The sequence below is a fragment of the Thalassotalea fusca genome, from assembly GCF_053485835.1.
Map to the genome: position 1 here is coordinate 378,005 of NZ_JBQRUN010000003.1, position 21,807 is coordinate 399,811.

Annotated in this window: 13 protein-coding genes; 9 read left to right on the forward strand and 4 right to left on the reverse strand. The window is 41.6% G+C overall.

The features are described from left to right. Positions 1-174 precede the first annotated feature (174 nt). The 3 genes from ACSLUK_RS06010 (at position 175) to ACSLUK_RS06020 (ending at position 2,631) form a co-directional block, all read left to right on the forward strand. Complete coding sequence (locus ACSLUK_RS06010; protein WP_448547627.1) at positions 175-648, forward strand: peroxiredoxin; 474 nt, start codon at positions 175-177, stop codon at positions 646-648. A 127-nt stretch (positions 649-775) separates the two neighbouring features. Further along, positions 776-1,303, forward strand: a complete 528-nt coding sequence (gene ftnA / locus ACSLUK_RS06015) for a non-heme ferritin (RefSeq protein ID WP_448547628.1) — start codon at positions 776-778, stop codon at positions 1,301-1,303. Positions 1,304-1,446: 143 nt separating this feature from the next. After that, positions 1,447-2,631, forward strand: coding sequence for a BaiN/RdsA family NAD(P)/FAD-dependent oxidoreductase (locus ACSLUK_RS06020; protein ID WP_448547629.1), 1,185 nt, complete (start codon positions 1,447-1,449; stop codon positions 2,629-2,631). Positions 2,632-3,224: 593 nt separating this feature from the next. Here the strand turns inward: ACSLUK_RS06020 and ACSLUK_RS06025 are convergent. After that, positions 3,225-5,222, reverse strand: coding sequence for a serine hydrolase (locus tag ACSLUK_RS06025; RefSeq protein ID WP_448547630.1), 1,998 nt, complete (start codon positions 5,220-5,222; stop codon positions 3,225-3,227). A 171-nt stretch (positions 5,223-5,393) separates the two neighbouring features. On the opposite strand from ACSLUK_RS06025, the gene ACSLUK_RS06030 reads away from it, so the two are divergent. The 3 genes from ACSLUK_RS06030 to ACSLUK_RS06040 all read left to right on the forward strand — a co-directional run bounded on the left by ACSLUK_RS06030 (position 5,394) and on the right by ACSLUK_RS06040 (position 9,903). Beyond that, positions 5,394-7,472, forward strand: a complete 2,079-nt coding sequence (locus tag ACSLUK_RS06030; RefSeq protein ID WP_448547631.1) for a winged helix-turn-helix domain-containing protein — start codon at positions 5,394-5,396, stop codon at positions 7,470-7,472. Between the two features lie 729 nt (positions 7,473-8,201). Continuing rightward, positions 8,202-8,825: a TetR/AcrR family transcriptional regulator gene (locus ACSLUK_RS06035; RefSeq protein WP_448547632.1), complete on the forward strand. Its 624-nt coding sequence runs from the start codon at positions 8,202-8,204 to the stop codon at positions 8,823-8,825. A 4-nt stretch (positions 8,826-8,829) separates the two neighbouring features. Continuing rightward, a complete protein-coding gene (locus ACSLUK_RS06040; RefSeq protein ID WP_448547633.1) occupies positions 8,830-9,903 on the forward strand; it encodes a metal-dependent hydrolase in 1,074 nt (357 codons plus the stop codon). A gap of 15 nt (positions 9,904-9,918) precedes the next feature. Here the strand turns inward: ACSLUK_RS06040 and ACSLUK_RS06045 are convergent, their stop codons facing one another. Continuing rightward, entirely contained in the window at positions 9,919-12,093 is a 2,175-nt protein-coding gene (locus ACSLUK_RS06045; RefSeq protein WP_448547634.1) for a winged helix-turn-helix domain-containing protein, read from the reverse strand. A 242-nt stretch (positions 12,094-12,335) separates the two neighbouring features. Between ACSLUK_RS06045 and ACSLUK_RS06050 the strand changes: the two genes are divergently transcribed. Continuing rightward, the gene (locus ACSLUK_RS06050; RefSeq protein WP_448547635.1) at positions 12,336-13,532 is read left to right on the forward strand and encodes a serine hydrolase domain-containing protein; all 1,197 of its coding nucleotides are present in this window, start codon (positions 12,336-12,338) and stop codon (positions 13,530-13,532) included. Positions 13,533-13,575: 43 nt separating this feature from the next. Here ACSLUK_RS06050 and ACSLUK_RS06055 read toward each other — a convergent pair whose 3' ends face one another. Then, positions 13,576-15,804: a winged helix-turn-helix domain-containing protein gene (locus ACSLUK_RS06055; RefSeq protein WP_448547636.1), complete on the reverse strand. Its 2,229-nt coding sequence runs from the start codon at positions 15,802-15,804 to the stop codon at positions 13,576-13,578. A gap of 220 nt (positions 15,805-16,024) precedes the next feature. Here ACSLUK_RS06055 and ACSLUK_RS06060 point away from each other — a divergent pair, with 220 nt between their 5' ends. Next, positions 16,025-17,587 (forward strand): MBL fold metallo-hydrolase, encoded by a 1,563-nt coding sequence (locus tag ACSLUK_RS06060; RefSeq protein WP_448547637.1) that lies wholly within the window; start codon positions 16,025-16,027, stop codon positions 17,585-17,587. A gap of 167 nt (positions 17,588-17,754) precedes the next feature. Here ACSLUK_RS06060 and ACSLUK_RS06065 read toward each other — a convergent pair whose 3' ends face one another. Then, positions 17,755-20,664: a M16 family metallopeptidase gene (locus ACSLUK_RS06065; RefSeq protein ID WP_448547638.1), complete on the reverse strand. Its 2,910-nt coding sequence runs from the start codon at positions 20,662-20,664 to the stop codon at positions 17,755-17,757. A gap of 434 nt (positions 20,665-21,098) precedes the next feature. Between ACSLUK_RS06065 and ACSLUK_RS06070 the strand changes: the two genes are divergently transcribed. Beyond that, on the forward strand, positions 21,099-21,807 hold a 709-nt coding region (locus ACSLUK_RS06070), incomplete at its 3' end, for an IS4 family transposase (RefSeq protein WP_448547639.1).

Here is a 21,807-nt window from a genome sequence, read left to right on the forward strand (position 1 = left end):
AAGTGGAAAAAAAAGGAGATTGAGAAAAATCTTCACGACATCGCACATATCGTAGACAAACCCCGTTTCGTTTGTAAAGATTGTGCACGAAGTGCCCACGATAAAGGCTTTTTATGTAAGCCAATCAAACTCCCTTTATCCCATTAACGACACATGAAAGCAGAGCAAGAAGTTATGATTAAAGAACAAATGACCATGCCCAACGGACAATTACAAGAACTCAAAGATGGCAACATGATCATTCACCAAACCGAGACCTTATTTGCCCACCGCAAAGTTGTACTTTTTGCCGTACCTGGCGCATTCACGCCTACCTGTTCTGCGGCACACTTGCCGGGCTATGTTGTCAGTGCAGACGAATTAAAAGCCAAGGGCGTAGACGACATTATTTGTCTATCGGTGAACGATGCTTTTGTGATGTATGAATGGGGTAAGTCTCAAAATGCAGAAAACATTCTTATGCTAGCCGATGGTGATGGTAGTTATACTAAGATGCTTGGTTTAGGCAAAGAAACGGGCGGATTTGGCGGCTATCGCTCTCAACGTTACGCGATGATTATTGAAAACGGCATCGTTACTCACTTAAATGTTGAAAAACCTAAAGAATTTGAAGTGAGCTCAGCCGAAGTGATACTCGAAAGTTTATAACAAACACAAACGACAATAATTATCATTTTCTATATACTTGTTTTTATTGGGTTTTTTGTTTTGTTGCATTGATCTTCCTCCCATAGTTGGGCACAATGCACTCAATTACAGAGATTTCGGAGTTAGCATGCTTAAAGCACAAATGGTCAGCGAACTAAATGACCAAATTAATTTAGAGTTTTATTCGTCAAATTTATATTTGCAAATGAGCGCATGGTGCGAAGAAAACGGCTTTGAAGGCGCAGCGGAATTTATGCGCAAACACGCGTTGGAAGAAATGCATCACATGAACCGCTTGTTCACTTACGTCAGTGAAACTGGTGCCATGCCAATATTAGGTAGCATCGATGCGCCACCGCATAACTTCGCTTCACTAAGTGAAGTATTTGAAGAAACCTACAAGCACGAATGTTTGGTCACCGAAAAGATTAACGCGTTAGCACATGCAGCGTTTATCAGTCAGGATTATTCTACATTTAACTTCCTGCAATGGTATGTGGCAGAGCAACACGAAGAAGAAAAACTGTTCAAAGGCATCATTGATAAGATTGAATTAGTTGGTAACGATGGCAAAGCGTTGTTCTTCATTGATAAAGATTTGGCAGAACTAGCTAAAAAAGGTTCTGATAGCATAATGACGTCACCGGGTGCGTAATCAGCTTAACGGTTGATAAAAAGGAGCTTCGGCTCCTTTTTTTATGCCACTAAAACGCGGCTAATAGCAATTAGGCAATGATTAGCTTACCAACCTAAATCCTCGTATAATACGGCCAGTTCTATCGCAAAGAGTAATTCCCCTTGATCAAAACAGATGTACTTATTATCGGAGCTGGTGCCGCTGGATTAATGTGTGCCGCAACCGCAGGCTATCGCGGCAAGTCGGTGATCGTGGTTGATATGGGGAAAAAACCCGGACGTAAAATTTTGATCAGTGGTGGTGGCCGATGTAATTTCACTAATGAAGGGGCTTCACCTAACAATTATTTAAGCCAAAACCCACATTTTGCCAAATCGGCATTGAGTCGCTATACCCAACACGACTTTGTCGAGCTAGTTGAACGCCATGGCATGCCCTTTCACCACAAAACTTTAGGCCAATTATTTTGTGATAATGGCGCACAAGATATTGTTGATATTTTGATGACCGAATGTGACTGGGCGGGCGTACAAGTGCAGCTACGCAGTGAGGTGTTATCTGTTGAAAAGCTCGAAGAAGGCTTTAAGGTGTTTACCTCAGGCGAAACCTATTTAACGCAATCGCTCGTGGTCGCATCTGGCGGATTGACCATGCCAAAGCTAGGCGCAACGCCCATTGGCTATAAGATTGCTAAACAATTCGGCTTAGATGTATTACCTACCACAGCAGCACTCGTACCGTTTACCTTGCACGATCATGACAAAGAACGCTTCGACGGGTTATCAGGCATTAGTATTGCCACTGAAGTTACCAGCGAGTGTGGCACGCAATTTCGCGAAAACATTTTGTTTACCCACCGTGGCCTTTCAGGCCCTGCCATTTTGCAAATCTCCTCTTTCTGGCAAGCAGGCCAAGCGGTAAGTATTAATTTACTTCCTGACAACCCGATGGATACTCAAATTAAAGCGTGGCGTGAAGAGCACCAGCAAAAATCATTCAAAAACATGCTAACTACCCTACTGCCGAAACGCTTTGTTGAAGCTATGGTGAGCCAGCAAGAAATCATAGACAAACCAATTAACCAACTAAGCAATGCAGAAATACAACAATTAAGTGACTATATCCACGCATGGACAATCAAGCCTAACGGCACAGAAGGCTATCGCACCGCCGAAGTCACCCTTGGCGGTGTAAACACCGACGAACTATCGTCAAAAACCTTCGAAACTAAAAAAGTCAACGGCCTGTACTTTATCGGCGAAGTGATCGACGTTACCGGCTGGCTCGGCGGCTATAACTTCCAGTTTGCATGGAGTTCAGGTGTGGCTTGTGGGCAGGCGTGTTAGACACAGCTAGCAACTAAAACAACATTTTCGCAATATTTCACGATAAAAAACAACAATTCTGATAAGACGGTTAACCTATTAATAATTAATAATAAAGATGTTTAGTTAATACCAGCTCACTAAGCTATTGAGCACACTCTACATTCAGTCAATGGTGATTTGTCTTTTATACAACAGAAAAGTTCGAAACGTCTGTTGCCATTCATTGGCGATAGCAACAATGAAAATTTTCAATGGAGAATTATTAAGAAATATGAAAATATTCCTCTCAGCGCTATTGTATGCTCTTGTTATTATTCTGATAGATTGGGATTATTCCATAGTAAATGACTATACTAAAATTCATTTACTCGCGGTGGATTTAACTATTTTTGGGATATGCTTTGCGATAGTGAAATGGATTGAGCGAGCACACAAAAATGCTGATGATTAGCCGCGCAATTCTAAAGCATTTTTCATATGAAAATGTCCCTATGTAACTCTCCAAAAAGGTGGACAATGCCAAACAGTCATCATCCACTTATACTTACAAGCTTATATTTTTCTCTGGGAGATCGAATCTATTTCGAAGAAAACTCAGCGCCTTAAGAAAATCACCCAACAAATGCAGGAATAACGATCTCTGAGATTTGCGTCATGATTTTATCGTCCCCATCATGGCCAGTAATAGCGATTACCAGTTCGAGTTCTTCAACTACGATCACACGTTGGCCACCGCCGCCCCACGCAAATGCTACGTCATACGTTTTACCACTGATTTTTACAGGCGTGTTGTACCAAAAATAGCCGTATCGATATTCTTCAGGGATCCAGTCTTCCGTAGGCTTTACTATGCCGCTGGTCGCCTTTGTTAAATAGTCTGCAGAGACAAACTGCTCTCCTTGCCATTTGCCTTTGTTAGCCACAATATTGCCAAGTTTGAGCATGTCGCGTGAAGTTAAACTGACCATCCAACCCGCCTCTGGCAATCCACTTACATGGTTTTCCCAGCTGTAGTTTGAAATATTTAGCTTGTCTAACACTTCGGTTTTTATGAAGTCACGAGCGCTACCGGGCACGACTGCATCAATAACGGTCATCACCAGCATTGGATTAAAGTTGCCATAGTTGTAAACTTGAGCCTCATCATTAATCGTCGCACTATGCTCCAACAATATTTGCACTAACCGCTGGCCTTGCAATTGTTTGGGAGATTTTTCAAGTTGTTGCCATTTTTCATTATCAACGTTTAAACCACCATGCATGGTAAGTGCTTTGTGAAGGGTTACCTTATCGGCTCCTTTAGCTAATTTGCTGGTATCTATGTCTTTAAGAAAACTAATCAGTGGTTTGTCTAAATCAGCCATCGATAAATAACCCAGTTGAATAGCGCGCCCTAGAATTAAACTCGTGTACGCTTTCACTGCTGATGCCTGCGGATGAGCAAGATCGTATCGACCTCTTTTGAAATAGCTTTCAAATACCAGTTTGTCATTATGAGAAATGAGTAAACTGTCATAACGGCCGTGCTTTCCTTCACCGATTTCTTTTGCGAGTTGAACTATCGCTGTCGCTTTTTCTTTCGGTAAAGAAAGTTTACCTGCCGCTAAGCTTTTATCAGAAGATACAGGTGCAGTATTAAAAAAGCCCTTTTCAAGAACAGGAATGTCTCGAAATGATCCAGCTGCTTCGGCAACCGTCGCCTGTGGTGCTTGTTTGGCCTTATGTTTTTTTAAGTGAGCTGGCTTCAGTTGTTCAATAATTTGAGCGTCTACCCAAAACGTATCAACATTATCTTTATCCACATTTCGGTTGAAGAATAAGTATTTGCCGTCGGGCGACACTTGCGCTGCAAACTCGGCGGCAGGCGTATTAATTTCATCACCGAACTTAATGGCTTTTCCCCAAGTTCCGTCGGGCTGTTTAAAGCTAATAAATAACTCCGCATTTCGCACATCATTTTGACGCTGACCATCCCAAATAACATAGCTTTCGTCGGGTGCAATAAATGGATGAACGTTATACGTACCCGTGTTTATTTGCTGTGGAAATGGTTTTGGTGTTAAGCGCTTGCCATTTTCCATGATTGAATAGCGCATTAAACCGTTTCCACCATCACCTACTTCATCAAATGCTATTGTGCCTTTAGATGAAGAAGTCACCCGCATAATACGGAACTCCTCAAAGTCTGGTCCCAGCCTTTTCATTTCTGACCAACCTGTTGCTGTGCGCTCTTTATAGCCACGACCAAAAAACATGAGTTTGTTGTCGGTTGAAAGCGTTGGCGTACCAATGCGCGGCGAAACCACTCGCTCTTGCCACCTCTCGTCTTGCTGTTCGAAAACCACTAACTGTTGCTCAGGCTTAGCGTCGATAATGACTTCTCGAAGAAAATACATTTCCTTCATACTCGGCGCAAACACAACGCCATACTCCCAACCATCTGTTGATACAATACCAGGCGCAAACACTTCAGGCGTAAGGCCTGGCAGTTTTTGTCCGAGATAAGGACCTGTTAGTTTAGTTTCGTTCTCTGCAGTTTCTGATAGTGCTTTGTCGCTATAACTTGTTAACAAAGCAAGTATGAGCAAAGCCTTGATATTCAAATTCATGATTTTCCTTAATAGTTTTTATTGCCACAATACCGACCTAACATGCCAGCGCATGACCTGAAGCACATGAAAAAAACCTTACGTTTAGCTGATTTCTTTAATTCAGCTTTATTTCGTGTTTAAAACCAAGGTAATATTTATCTGATTTGTCTAAGGAAAATGCGCTTTTGTATGACCAAACAATTTTGGGTGAACAATTACTTTATTGATGTTGATCGCAATCAGATTCAGCACCAGCAACAAGCTACGCCTATTCCCCCGAAGGCACTAAAAGTGTTAGAAGTTTTAGCTTCTCGTGTTGGTGAAGTCGTCAGTCACGACGAACTTATGAACGTCGTATGGGAAAACAGTGTAGTTGGCCCAAATACTTTGCAGCGTGCCATTGCGCAATTACGTAAGGCCTTTGGTGACGACAGCAAGAAACAAGCATTTATCAAAACGCATTCCAAAAAAGGCTACAGTCTTGAAGCCAATGTTCGATGGGAAAACAACAACACCGAACAATTTCTAAAACCTAACAGCGAACAACCCAAAGCCTACAAAAGCTTAGCTGTATTTTCAGCAATTGCTGTTATCGTTTTACTAGCGCTAATGTTATGGCCGTCTCAACCGCCCCTTTATGACCACGTGACACCATTAACAGCAAGTGACGAGCAAGAATTCAATGCATCTTATTCACCTGACGGAAGATATTTGGTGTTTAATAGCTATATTGGCAAATGTGAGAGCTATTTGTGGGCAAAAGATTTAAGCAATAATCAGGAAGAACGCCTAAGCACAGAGCCTGGTCATTACAGCCAACTCAGCTGGTCGTCAGATGGTTCACAGTTAGCATTCGTACTGCAATCAGATTGTTCTGACAAACCACAAGGCCCGCAACAGTGCTGGCAGTTGCAAACGTTGGATTTCGCGCAAGCATGGAATGGCCATGCCCAAAATCAACTGCGCTACGATTGTGAAGGCATTAAAACAACGCACCCTACTTGGCTAAACGACGGACGCATTGCTTTACTCCAATACCCTCAACCAGTTAACAATCAGCCGGAACTAATGCAAGCCGAACTGCCGCAGCCTGAATTAGTGATTTATGATGCGGTGGCCGACTCTCTATCCAAAGTGCCACAAGAATACACTGGCCGAATATATTCTTTGGACTATTCACGTCAATCAAATTTACTAGCAACTGTGACATTGGAAAATGACAACCGCCATGTATTGAGAACTTTAACTCTAGTGGGTGAAATACAAAGCGAAACAACAATCACTCCTCTGGAAAATCATTCTGTATACGCTCAGTTTCCAATTAAGTTTTCGCCTGACGGTAAACACTTCCTTACCAATGTCGGAGGTAAAATATATCGGCTTAATTTTGACGGTGATATGACACTTATTCACCCACCAAGTCATACTGGTTTATGGGCGCCGAGCTATCACCCTGATCAAACCAGAGTTGCAGTGACATTAGGGACCAAAGACTTTGATATTGGTTATCTGAATACCGAAAATGAGCAAGCTGACGTTGATATTTTCGCTCGCTCAACTGCTGCCGATTTCAATGCCAAGTTTCAACCAAATGGTGATTTAATCGCGTTTATTTCTCTTCGCTCAGGACAAAGTCAATTATGGGTGACTGACGGAAGTAAAACCTATCAACTCACCCAGTTTGAACATGGGATGAAAAGCAGTCATTACGACTGGTCTCCCGATGGCCAATCCTTAGCAGTAAATGTAAATAGCCAGTTGGCACTAGTTAACTTGGATGGGAGTTATCAGATAATTGAATCAACCATTGCGGTTAGCGCGTTAATGCCATGGACAAACCCGAATAAGCTGCTTGTAACAGACAATCGAGCCGATGCACACGAATTGCACAGTATCGACATCGATACAGGCGAAATTACCGATCTAAATATAAAAAATGTATTGTGGTCTGCATTTAGCGAAGATAATCAAATTATCTATGTAGATCATCAAGCCAAATTTTGGCTGCATTCCCGTGAAGGCACTCAGCCACTAGCTACACTCGATAATAAGTTTCTCGACTATTACTTATTAATAAAAGATGGTCTGCTTTACGGTGTCGACCCACAGGCGCATCTCTGGCGTTACAATATAAAAAATGATGAGCTACAAACCATTACACCACTAGATGAAGACATTATTTACGTTAGCGATATTAAAGGTGAGCAAATGCTTGCTACTAAATTCATGGGCGGAAGAAGAGAGCTAGTAGAATTCAGCCAACGCTAGCTAGCTTAACGAAAAGTGCGCTCAGCACTAACGCTAATCATACTACGTAAACCCTGAGTTGTGGGTACGAAAAATCTCAAACGGTTGTCCTGAGTGCGAGGGACGAGTAATCGAAGGATATTAAGCCTCGTTCATTCTGATTTTATCCAACGGTATCTTAATACTTCGAATAAACCCGTTCACCGAGATACAAGAAGTACAAATTTAAACAGTCCGTATTGGTTATCAAATTTAGACTGAAAAATGAGTCAAACACGTTATGCCTGCTACGCATGCCTAGCTTCATTTATGATCTATTAAGATACATGCACACCGCGATTAAACAAAACAACATTTTCACAATATTTCTCAATAAAAAACCAAGTACTCTGCAACCACAATTAACTTATTAATATTTAATAGTAAATGGAATACGTTGAAGAAAACCGATAAATGAAACTTTTACTCTCTGCACTATTGTATGTGCTTGTTATTTTTGTGGTTGATTGGGACTACTCCTTAGTAAATGACATTACAAAAATTCATTTACTTGCAGTGGATTTAACAATCTTTGGGATATGTTTTGCGGTAGTTACAGGCATAAAGAAAATATGCAAGAACACCGATGCTTAACCGCTAGGCGAAATTAGGATATGCACGGCTTATTGCCTACACTGATATACAAAGATTGATAAATGCTTTTACCTATTTGAAGCGCAGCGTAAAGGCTAGTTTGGAGCAAACTTGCCAATGGACAAAGCACAGATATTTGATAAAGCTGTTGAACTTGCCCAACAGAGTTCTTGGGAAGCGTTTAGCCTTGCTGAATTAGCCAGTTCTTTGCAGTGCTCCATGGCCGAGCTTAAAACTTATTTTCGCTCAAAAGATGACATTGCCGAAGTTTTCTTTGATCTAGCCGATGAAGCCATGTTGAAAATGGCCTCACAATCTGAATTCAATGCTCGATATGTTGATGATCGCTTGCTCGAGTGCATTATGTGTTGGTTTTACACGCTTGTTCCTTACAAAAAGATAGTGAGAGAAGTGCTAGCGTATAAATTGGAGCCCGGACACTTTCATCTGCAAGCGCATGGCATTACTCGGATCAGTCGTACAGTGCAATGGTTTTTAGAAGCCAGCGGCCGCAAGCGCAAAGGGGTTGCTCGTATCACGGATGAAGTTGCGATAACGGGTGCCTACCTCACCAGTTTTGCTTTTTTCTTGCGCGACAACAGCACTAATCATCAACGAACCCGAAAGCTGCTCAATAATTTAATAAACAAGATAAGCAAAGCACAAGATAGATTGTCTCACTGTTATTATCTACATCGCTTGAGCATTTCTCCCGGCAAGCCTAAAAACAAAACGAGCTAAGCCATTGGACGTTGTCACCCACCTGCTAGTAGGTGCAACAGTTGCCCAACTGCCAAAGCATCAGAATGATGTTAATTCAGAACACGCACTAAGCACGCAACACCGTGTAGTTATAGGCGCGCTATGCGCAGTACTCCCAGACATTGATTATCTATTGTTTTTCATCAACCCATTTGAATTTATTACTAGCTGGCATAGAGCCGAAACTCATTCAATAATCCTAATACCTTTATGGGCTTGGCTGGTTTCCAGATTATTTATCCTGATATTGGATTTAAAAAAATTCTCAACCGTCATCTTCTTTATTTGCCTAGCGGCGATGTTGTCGCACCTATTTTTAGATTGTTTAACCAGCTTTGGTGTACAGATTTTTGCGCCATTGAGCCAATACAAGCTAAGCTGGGAGCTACTGTTTGTAATTGATCCGTACTTTACCCTACTATGCAGTATAACTTGTTACCTAACAATCACTTGGCACAAAACTCCTCATCAATTTATTTTCATGCTAATTCCTTGTAGCTACTTGATAGCGGCACTGGTGTTCAAGCAATATGCGACTCAACAAGCCAACTCTCTAGCTAAAGAAGATCAAGAAACACCATCCATAAAGCTTTTCCCGCAGCCATTTTCTCCTTTTTACTGGCAAATACTCCAAACAACCGAAAGCGGCTTCAACTTGGCTTATGTAAAGTTAATTGACGATCACTTGGCGATTAAGTCGTGTGAATTGGCGAATGTGAGTAATTGTCGGCAAAGCTATCAATTACCTGAACAATTACGCTGGCACTATCAGAGCAAACTACCTACTAATGAGACTTGGCAAGCCGATGCCTCAGAAGTTTGGCAACACAGTAAGTTTAGTGCGTTTCATGAATTTACTGACTATGCCGTTTTCTGGAAGTATCAACAAAATGAAGATTCAACTTGCGTTTGGTTTAGTGATCTTAGGTACCACTGGCCAAACATTACCCCTTCTTTTCGTTTTGGGATGTGCAAAACCAATAACTCTCCCTGGCAACTCTATCGCATGCGCTACTTTAGCGAAGAACTAGCGCACACAGATTGGCAAAATAACTAGTTAACACTGATACATCTATTCAAGCACTATTTCAGTCACTAACTTTCTTGATGTTTGTACAGTAGAGATGAGCGCTTGCTCACCGTTTACATCATGCAAATAATCAATGTTGTCAGGCAAAGTACTCATAATATTCACGGATTCGCCGGTAAATGAAAATGCCCAAAGCTGATTATCTTTGTTTATCCCAAACAATGTGTCGTGTTTAACAACAAACCGCTTGTCACTACCGTAGCCTTCAAGTGCGTCGAGCATTTGAAATTCCGCCACGCCTTCTCGCCAAAATCGATACATAGTGTCGGTATACACTATTTGCTTATTGGGTAGTCTGGTTGCCCAATTCGCAGCTTGGTCATCAATGATGCTTGAAACTCCTGTAGCCAAATCAATTTCGGCAAATTTTGTCACACCATTAACTCGTATGTTTGCCAGCGCCATGTTGCTCTCACTTTGCCAATGAAAAAGATTCTCAACAGGGAAATCTACAGGAACTGCCTTTTTTGTTCTATCGAGAAAAACCTGTGTCAATTGATAGTCTGAATTTGCTAACAGGCTTTGGCCATCGCTCGCCCAATCAAAGCCATCAATGAAATTATCTAGCGAAAATTGCGTCAACTGCTCGATGTTATTGCCATCAAACAGCCATATTTGGGCGTCACCAGAGCGGCCAGACTCATATGCAATCAGATTACCATGAGGTTGAAATTGGGCGTCAGCTTCCTCTGTGATTGATCGCATGGCATCACTGAGCAGTTGTGATTGCCGGTGCGTTGGCGAATCATGATTGTCGGTAATTGTTGTTAATAACACTGACTCAATTTCACTGTCATATTGACCCTGAATTGACAGCATTTGTTTACCATTACTGTGAAATTTTGGCGTGCTAATGCGCTGCGCCAGTGGTAAATTGATTTTTGCCACATCCCCATGAAAATTTAGTGTGTAAAGCTTCCGCCCCGTACTAAAGATAAGTTGATCTTCTGTGGGTAAGAACTTAGGGTAGATTCTTCGGTATTTTGGTATGTCATCCGTTAGCCTAATGTGATTACTCGAAAGTACCTCACCACTTGGGGTGAGTTTTTCAAGATACAACTGATTGTTATTTTTCGTGCGAACTAGCGCAATAAGTTGCTGTTTCGCAGAGAAATCAAAATAAGTTATTTCACCATTTGTTAATTCTCTGATCACCGAACTAGTGTTATCTTTAATGGCGTAACTTATCAATTGGCTACGTGTACCATTTTTTTGTAGCAATACAATATTATCGTTATCAAGCCACACGGGTTTACTGATTTTGCTGTGTTTGCATTCCATCAGCAATGTAGGCTCGACTGGTGATTTCAGTGCTTCTTTAAAATTAATACCTAACAGATTAAAGCACTGTTGTTGAGTCGCGGGCTTGGCACAGTCTTGTTCTTCAATAAACACCATAGTTTCACCGTTTGGCGAAATGCTGTGGCCGTCATACGTACCATAAGTACGCGTCAATTGAGCTTCTGATTTTGTTGCCACGTTTTTGGCCCAAATATTGTTCACACATAGCTTATCTTTGTATCGGTGAAAGGTAATATATTGGCCGTCTGGCGAATAGTTGCCATTGAACTCTTTCTGACCTGATGCGGTGACCGGTTTTATCGATTTAATAACAAACGGTGTCGCAGATTCTTGTAGATTGAAAAGCACAACAGATAACACAGCCACCATTATCACCGATACTAAAATCAATGGCTTAACATAGTTCGTTGTATGGTTTGGGTCTTTGGTAGCTGAATGAGTTTGCTGATATTCGGTTTGCTCAGCAATGTCTACAATTAGCTCTTCTACATTAGCTCCTTCACTACTGTTGCTAGATTTTTCATCGCTATCTTCAACTGTATGCCACGAAACATCACATTCTAGGCTGTAGCCTTGTTTGGCGTGGGTTTTTATAATACTTTCTTTGGTAGCACCATCATCAAGTGCTTTACGAAGTTGCGCAATGCTACGCTGCAAGGTATTTGGCGTAACAATAGTGTCTGGCCATACATGTTCCAGCAGTTCATCATGACTAACGACCTTTTTGGCATTTTGAGCCAGAAAAGTAAGAACAGCGAGCGCTTTAGGTGGCAATTTTTGTGGTTGTTTATTCTGTGTAATTTGATTTCTGGTGAGATCAACATAAAAGTCACCCAACCAATATTGCTTAGCCATTTTTGATCCAAACTCTGTATTCACTATCCCCTTTCATTGCAGGCTACCTTAACAAGAAAATTTGATGCTAACCAAGCACTTTTGATTAACCATCTGATAGGAGTGCACTTTTTTATTGCATTGTAAACGTCATACAGAAATCAGCAAAACGTCATTCATTTGGTTTCATCCTCTACTACATTGAGCTAAGTGTTCAACTATTCGGAATTTAAACGGATTGGCATTATTCAGGAGAGTAAATAATGAAACAGACAAAAATACTTAGTATGTTTACGTCGGCACTATGGTTTGTTGCCTCAATTGCGCAGTCTAATAATAGCCCAGTGCAGGCGCCAGAAATTAGCATTAGTAACAACATAAACTATTATGAGCTTCAAAAAACTACGCCTGAATTAACCTCGGCATTTATTAATACCACGCCAGAACGAAGAGATGACGGAATAAAAGTTGGAAAACTGTCATCTCATCCTTTGGCCGAAAAAATACTCACAGAACTCGGCAAAGAAATCGAAAACAACAAACATACGCGCTATGACAGTATTCTCATAAGCAAAAATGACCAGTTACTGTTCGAATCGTATTACTTAAAAGGACGCGTTAATCTGCCTCACAGTCAAGCGTCTGCAACTAAGACCTATGTAACGCTAGCAGTGGGCAGAGCAATTCAGCTAGGTTACTTAACAATGGCAGATTTACATAAGCCCGTAATTAATTTTTTGAAAGGCTTAGACGCCAAAAAATTCGCCAAAGGCGTTGATAAAATTACATTAGATCACACCATGAGCATGCGTTCAGGTATTCGCATAAACGAGAAGTTTCTTGATGCACTCGATAAAAAAACTGAAAATCTTACGGCACAAGAGCTTGTTCAGACTTATTTTTCAAAGAGCTCAACGATTACCGAATCATCGCAAGTTTACAGATACCAAAGATCCGATCCTCGCATCACCATGTTAGTGCTTGATTCTGTCGTACCAGGAGGCGCTGAAAGCTTCATCAAGCGTGAGTTGCTCAACAAAATAGGCATCCAAACTTATGACTGGGAAGTCAACTTCGGCATGCTGGAAGGAAATTATAGTGCCATGCTAACCAGCAGAGACATGCTCAAACTTGGTAGACTAATGAGCGATAAAGGCTTGTGGAATAAGGAACAATTAATTCCCACAGGTTTTATGGACAAAGCTGCAAGCAAAATAGCAATCCCTTATAGCAAAGAATACGACTTTTCCAGTTTTGATTATGGTTACTATATCTGGCAAACCGACATGAAAGTAGATAATAAATCTTACCGCTGCAAATTAGCTTGGGGCGGTGGCGGCCAATACGTCATCGTATTTGACGAATTAGACTTGGTCATTGCGGTAACAGCTCGATCGAGGGGTACTAAAGATACCACACTGGAATTAATTGAGAAACGCGTGTTACCACTATTCACCTAGTCTAATAGCGGCTATTGTGAGCTGAATTGCAATAGCCTATATTTTACTCCAACACCACAATGTCATGATCAATCGCAATAAACTGACTAAGCAACAGTTTGTTATTTTTTATCCCTGTTACTTTCCATGCGGTTGGTTTTAACCGCTTAACAGGCTTTATGAACTCCCCATCACTATTGTACTGGTTGAGCACAAACGTTTTGTTGTCAACACTGTATATGAATCCGTCATTTATGATCATCGCCTTGCCATTTAGTTGTGGAATTGGTAGTGACTCACTCGCTAAATTATTTGTACTAGTTGTTAGTTCACGCACAGATACCTCGCCATTTTGGTTGCTATAGAAAAGTTTATCTTGCAGCACCCAAGCGGATTCAACATCATTGATGCCAAACGGTGTTAGCTTATTGCCGTTAAGACTTAATTGGTACAAACCACCGCGAACAGGATCATTCGCTAGTACTAATAATTGATTATCCTGATACCAGTCGAGTACCGAATACAAGGTTTTTTCCGTTACCAACTGCCGCTGGTTGCCCTGCAAGTCAATCATAGTCAATTTGTCACCGGCAATTAATGCGATATGTTTACCATCGGGCGACCAGCTAAAATTATCAATGCGACCATATGAAAGCTCTGCACTTAATGGGCTAGCTTGCTTTTGTGATCCATGCCACAACCAAAGTTGATCACGCCCTCCGCTATCAGAGATGAACGCAATATAATCACCGTTAGGCTGGAACTTAGCATTTCTCTCTTGTGCTGTGGTTCGAGCAAAGCTGTTAAAAGGTAGCTGAGTGCTGTTTAGGTCTAAAGTCTCAGGCGTTTCGGGTTCAGATGTAGATGTTTCTGACTTTTGTGTTTTTAATACAGAAGCCTCCTCCCCTAACTTAAGCTGAGCAATATCTATATCTTTGTAGCCACGAACAGCCAGTAAATGTTCGGTATGCGGATGTTTAGCCACGGATATTAAGTTAGTTTCTGGCGTGCTAATCGCTTGTAGCTGCCCGTTTAGACTGAGTTGAAATAGCTGATTATCAACCACCACAAGCAAATGGTTCCCTTGAGGTTCAAAATTAGCATACAAAAAGCTGTTTTTGCTCACTCCCTTCGCGAGTGCAATGGCGCTACGACGCTGCACCTGACCTTGTTCGTCCAATAACGTTAATAGGTGATTGTTGTCGCTGTCTCGACTTATGAGTACAAAACGCATATGTGTCGCGTCATAGTCAAAGTGATACAGGTATTCTTCAACTGGGTCATTCAAAACCTGCAAAGCGTCCTGCAAATCATCAAAGTGCATTAACTGATACCGTCCTGCCTCTAATTGCAAGAATGCATATCGGTGATTAGCCAACGCAACAGGGTTTACAAGCTTTTCCGCCTGACATTGGTAACGAAAACTTGGTAATTGAGGTGATGACATAGCCAGAGCTACATCCAGCGTCGCTATGCTCCAACACTTTGACTCGATAAACTCTGGTGTATGCTTTTCACTTATTTGGCCACACTGTGCTTTTGCTGCAAATACTAACTCTCGACCATCTTTGGTAAAGCTGGGAGCGCCAAAATAGCCAGCTTGTGCGGTAAGCTGACGTTCTTTGCCACTTGACATTTCTCGTGCCCACAAATGGCTCTTACACGCACCTGCATAACGGTTAAATACGATGTATTTACCATCAGGACTGAATATAGCATGGCTTTCATGTGCATCCGTCTGAGTTAGCTGGCGTATTTGCGTATATTGTTTTGGTGATGTTGTTAACCAGAACCTGCTGCTTACCACCAAAAACAACACAATCAGCACGGCTACCAAAGATTTGGCTACTGTAGGACTGCGTGATTGAATAGGTTGGCGTGATTGACGAATATTACTGTCCTTTAATACCCTAACGCTTGCCTCATTGGTTGTGGTATTTGTCGCTGTATTTGTGCTTTCGTTCGTGGGTTCAAACGGTGCTTGCCAAGTCACTTCGGCAAGTAGGCGATAGCCAATACGTGGATGCGTCGCAATGATCGTTGGCGATTTGGCACTATCCCCCAACACTTTTCGCAATATTGCGATACAACGTTGTAATGCGTTAGGCACAACTTCTGCGCCTTGCCAAACGTGCGACATAATTTCTTCATGCGTAATGACTTCATTTTGCCGCTGTGCAAGTAGCAGCAATACTTTGAGCACTTTAGGCTCTACCTGAACTTCAGCATCGTTTTTAATTACGACTGAGCGAGACAAATCAACTTGATAATCCGCAATATAAAATATTGTCATTTTTGCTACGCTGCCTTACTACTCGGTAATTAACTATTGAGATTATGAAGAATTTTGCCAGTTGATGTCGAGCGCCTTCGATAAAAATACGTTTAATCGCACTGATTTTAGGGCCATCAGCAATTCATCAGTGTTTCATCAGCCTGCCATTGTTGCCATCAAGGCAAGTAAACCAGTTAATGAGAAAAAACACTGACACATCATAGTTTGAGGTAAATCAATGGCATTAATGAAAGGACAAAATCAACCATTCTCAGTAATATTGAAACTAAGTGCGCTACTCTTGGTTTCTTTACAATTTAGCCCTTCGCTATATGCTGGTGAAAAAGAAGACCGCATCATCAACAAGGCAATTAACGCCTATGGCGGCGACAAGTTGATGCAATTAAAAAACCTGACCTACCAGGATGAAATAAATCACTTTTTCGACATGCAAAGTGGCCATACACTCCAGGGGCCAATGAGTTTGCATCTCAATCAATATCAAATCGAGGTGAATATTGATCTCGTAAATAAACGCAAAGCTTTCAGACGCGCGTCCACTCGTGTAGTTGGCAATCACGGGAGTGAAAATCTAACCACTACTCATCGCCTATTTAAGAAAGGGAAAGGCTTTAAGCTCGATCATTGTCAACAAACCTATATTCAAGCGGATAATATTAACTTCGCCAATGCCGACTTAGGCTTTAGTCAAATGCTTGATCCAATGATTATCAAGCAACTTGCCAACGACAGAGAAAATAGCCAACGACAAGACACTGCTTACATTCAGGGTCACGCACACGATGTACTCACCGTGAATGCGGGTACACCGAATGAATATACGGTCTACGTCAACCAAACGAACGGCCAATTAAGCCGCATGTTGCAAAAGCGAGGCCAGCTAACTCGCACTTATGACTTTCTCGATCACCAGCAAGCAAACGGAATAATGTGGGCCAAACAACTTTTAGTTAGTGCTAACTCACAACCTATCTATCACACAACAGCTAGGAATCTCAGCGTCAATAACCTACATAACGCCCAATTCAACATTCCGTCAGGATATGTGCTAACACAAACACCGCAAATGCTAGATGTAGCACAACCATTCATCAATGAGCTTGCAAGAGGTGTTTATTTCTTAGGACAAGGTTGGGGTTACTCGCTTTTCATTGACGAAGGCGATCACTATATAACTGCAGGTGCTTGGCATGAACACGGTGCAGCTTTGAACTGGCAAGAAACACTGCAATTGTTACGAGAGACAACCCAAAATAACAAGCCTGTCGCTAAACACATAGTCACACACCATCATACTGATCATATGGCAGGACTCAATGAAATTGTTGAACATGGAGCAAATTTAGTGCTCCATCCGAGTGAAATTACTGCAGTACAAAAATTTCTATCGCAGAGAATCAAGGATGATCGATTTGAACCAATCGAAACACCGCGCTATTTGGCAGACGGAAAAATTATGCTGTTTGATGTTCCCACCAGCCATGCAAGCCATAATCTGGCGATATACCTGCCCGAGCATAAAATTCTATTCACCGAAGATATTTTTGGTAGCAGCTATGAATCTGCACTCGATCCCATAAACAGCTGGCCAAACTTAGACGCCTACCAGCGACTGAAAAAGCTAAATGCGCGCATCAACGAATTAGACCTAACCGTAGAGCATTATGTATCTTCACACCATCGCAGAATTTTAACGCAAGCGGACATTGATCATGCACTATCGATGAGTTGTCCCACATCACAAGAACACAAGCAGCGATTATTTCAACAAGCGGAATAAATTAAACGATTATGGATTATATTGAATTGAACTGAGGTATGTAATGTAAGAGGGAAAAGCCAAATTGAAGATGACAAGACAAGTTTCAATCTTGTCAGCAAATCAAGAAATCCCCCAAGTATATATCCAACATACTCGGGGGAAATTTCATAACGCGCAGACGTTTGTTACTTATAAACCTCGTCAACGGCAATCACTTCAATGTTACTTGCTGGAATTGCCAACTTGTAATCTTGAATGATTTTATCTTCCGCCACTAACTCAGCAGGTTTTTCACTATTGTATTGCAGCGGTGAGCTTTGCTCGGTTTCGATGCGCTTTTTCATGTCTTTGGCGTCACCAGTAATAAACACATAGTGCATATCGTCAGTTTGCAGGTACTTTTTAATTACACGGTTAACGTCTTCGCGTGTTAATGACTGTATTTGCGTACGAACATGTGACACAAAATCATCAATACCATAAAACTCACTATCAAGCGCATAGCCAAGCTGCATATCTTGAGAAGAAACAAGCTGTGGAGCGAAATTCAATAAGTAGTTTTTAGTTGCTTCAAAGTCAACTTCGCTCAAACCGTCATTGATCAATTTATCTAGCTCGAACAATGCAACACGCGTTGCAAAGTGTGCATCGTTATTTGAACGCAGTGGGCGTATCCAGATTTGGAAAATCTGACTTGAACGACCTAAGTTTGCATTCGGCTTCGTTCTGAACATGCCACGAGGGAAATATTCAATGTAAGCATAGTTTCCGTAGTTCATACCACGTTCTTCACGAATACGTTTGAACAAGAAGCTATTTGAGCTTCTGTGCTCGCCCAAATATGAACGCGCCAACCATAATGCCGCCCAGTCTTTGTCACTGCGGTTAATGTCGATTGGGAAGCCAAATGATACAGCTGTTGATTTTGCACTTTTCTCGACAATAGTCGCATGATGCCCTTTCAGTTCAGGTGCTTTGGCGATTGAGAGTCTGTCCTCTTGCCCAACAGGTAACGATGCAAAGTCACGCATGATTTGCGCTTTTACCGCTTTAGGTACATCGCCGGTGATGCCTAAACGCAACTTCATTTGCGTCAACTGGCTGTTGTAAAACGCTTTAACGTCATCAAGGGTTAACGCTTCAATGTCAGATATGTCACCACCGTTGAAGCTTTCATATACATGCCCCTGATAGAGCTTGCTATAAAGCACTTCTTTGCCAAGTTCTTCATCGTTAGACGCTTTCAAGCCAGATTTAATACCGTCAATCAGATCTTTCTTCAATCGGTTGAAATCGTCTTCTCGCCAGCCTGGGTTTAACATTTGATCGCTAATTAGCGCGTACCATTGGGCAACATTGTCTTTGTGAACACGTCCCGTGAACGACATCATTTCCTTATCAATTTGTGCACTGAATGAGCCTGCTAACGGGTAAAGCTTTTGTTGAATTTCTTTAAAGGATTTCGAGCTTGAACCACCTCTTGTTAGCATACTTGCCGTTAACGCCGCTACGCCCTTCTTACCTTCTGGCTCAGCTGCAACACCGGTAAAAAAGAGTAGGTTAATATCAATTAATGGCGAACTGTTAGTACGGTCGAATAATTTGAATGTTGGTTTAGCCGGCGTGGCTGACACTTTAGCGACTATTTGATCAAGCGAAATTTCCTGCTCAAATCCTTCTATCTTATCGAGCGCAGACAACGTCACCGTTGTGCGGTTATTATCAATGTAGTACTTGTTTGCCAAGTCTTTGATGTCTTGCGCAGTGATCTTGTCAAAGCTGTTATACAAAGCGTTGATCACTTCTGGGTCGCGCTTAAAGTGCATGTAACTTGCCAATGTTCCTGCAATCGCTTCAGATGAATCTAAGCTGTTAACAAAGCTATACTTTAAGTTGGACTTTAAGTTAGCCAATTTTTCATCGTTTACCAGTTCCGTTCTAGCTTTGGCGTACGTGCGGTTAATGGCATCGCGTACTGTGGCTAAATCTTCTTCTTTTTGTACCTTAACAAAAACATGACGTAAGCCAATGTCTTTAGTATTAGGGTTGTAAGTGAACATTTGACTTGCAATTTGCTTATCAACAATTAGCTCTTGATATAATTCTGAGTTGTTTGAAAAATACAATTCAGACAGCAAGTCTAAGCCTGCGCGGTCTTTTTGATTTGGGATCCACGGTGAACCTTTATAAGACACTAAGAGCCAATGCCCAGGTAATCCTTCGTATTTCTCGTGTACGTAACGAGGAGCCGTTTGTACAGGTTCTTGCGGTACAACTGATTTGAAGTCACCTTTTTTCCAATCACCCCAGTATTTTTTTATCATTGCAATGGTTGCTTGTGGATCAACGTCACCCGCAATCACTATCGATACATATTCAGGCTTATAAAACTGTTCAAAGAACGCTTTACCATAAGCCATTTGATCTGGCATAGCTTCAATATCTTCGAAAAATCCCATCGTAGTATGTTCGTACGTGTGGGTGTCGAATGCTTCTTTACGTGCTGCAGAGAGTATCTTGCGAATTGGACTCGCGTTATTTTTGAGGTACTCACCTTTTACCGTTAACGCCTCTGTTCTAAATTGCGCTTCGGTATAGTGTAAGTTTTGAAAATGATCGCCAATAATTTCTATCACGGTTTCTAAATGCTGTTTTGAAAAATCAGCGTGATAATTCGTGTAATCGTCGGTCGTGTATCCGCCGTAATCAACACCACCGCTCTTAAAAATATCTGTATACTGACTGTCGGGAAATTTCTTCGAGCCTTTAAACATCATGTGCTCAAAAAAGTGAGCAAACCCAGTTTTGCCCTTCTCAATTTCATCACGAGATCCCGCAGAAACCGGAATTTGCATGGAGACAAGATCAGGGTAGTCAGTTTTAACCACCATCACCCTCAGTCCGTTGTCGAATTCTTCCAAGACGTAATCTTGGGTAAAGACTTTATTGCTTTCTTGTGCCGTTACCTGCCCTTGTTGAGTTGATTGAGCAGACGGTGATTGTTTGGGAGATGTTTGACCTTTATCTACGACTACTACGCAACTTGCCAGACTCAAACTGGCCGCAAGCGCGACGACGAGTTTTTTTATTTTCATTATTATTCCTAATCACGGATGAGCAAAAACATTTTTCGGATTAAGAATAACAAGTTAGGCGTGAACTATCTAATACCAAGTGAAATAAATATTTGACCAGTTCAGAGCTATGTCAGGGAAGTTAGAACAAAGCAAATTGATGCTGTTGTAGTCATTCTCGGTTTTGTCTCCTGAGTCACTCTACCTCCTGCATCCATGCAGTCGTCCATCAAAGAAATTTGTGAAGTTATCACTTTCCTGACAAGCTCCCAAGGGCGAGTTTAAAAGGCTTATATGCGGCGTTATTGATTTTGATAAGGGAATAACCATTACCTACAATCAATGCCTTGCCTCTAAGTAATGCCGATCAGTTAAGGTTTTAATTTGTGGGATCAATTGAACGATCCTATGGATATGCAACAATCCGATATCATTGTCTGATATCGGATTGTTTTATGCGCTTTGAAAGTGAACTAGCCACTGCCTTTAACTCATGTAATACCTTCAGTACTTTTGAAAAATATGCCGAGTTGCTATCTCCAGATTTAATTCAACAGGGGTTCAAGCAAGCTGGCGTCGCAACAATAAGAAAGCGCCGCTTACCACTCGAAACTGTTTTATGGTCAATCATAGGAATGAGTTTTTATCGGCAAAAGTCGATGTGGGATATTGCCACTCAAATGGATATCATGTTGCCTGATAAGAAGCCCCTCATTGCACCAAGCGCTTTGGTTCAAGCACGGCAAAGGCTTGGCTCTGAAGCGGTTAAGAATGTATTTCGATTGATGGCCCAACATGGATATAAAAACAATCAATTCGAGACATGGGCTGGGCTGAATCTTTTAGCCGTTGATGGTGTGGTATGGCGGACAGCAGATACGGAAGAAAATCACCAAGTATTCGAAACTCAAAGTAATGGTAGACGAGAGTATACTTATCCTCAAATCCGTATGGTTTGCCACATGGAAATAACTAGCCATCAACTGATTAACAGCGCTTTTTCTGGCTATCGCACCAACGAAATGAAACTTGCAGAGCAACTCATAGATGATACACCTGACCATTCACTAACCATGTTTGATAAAGGGTATTATTCTCTCGGCTTGCTCAATCGCTGGCATCAGCGAGGTGAGCAAAGGCATTGGATGATACCAGCCCGTAAAG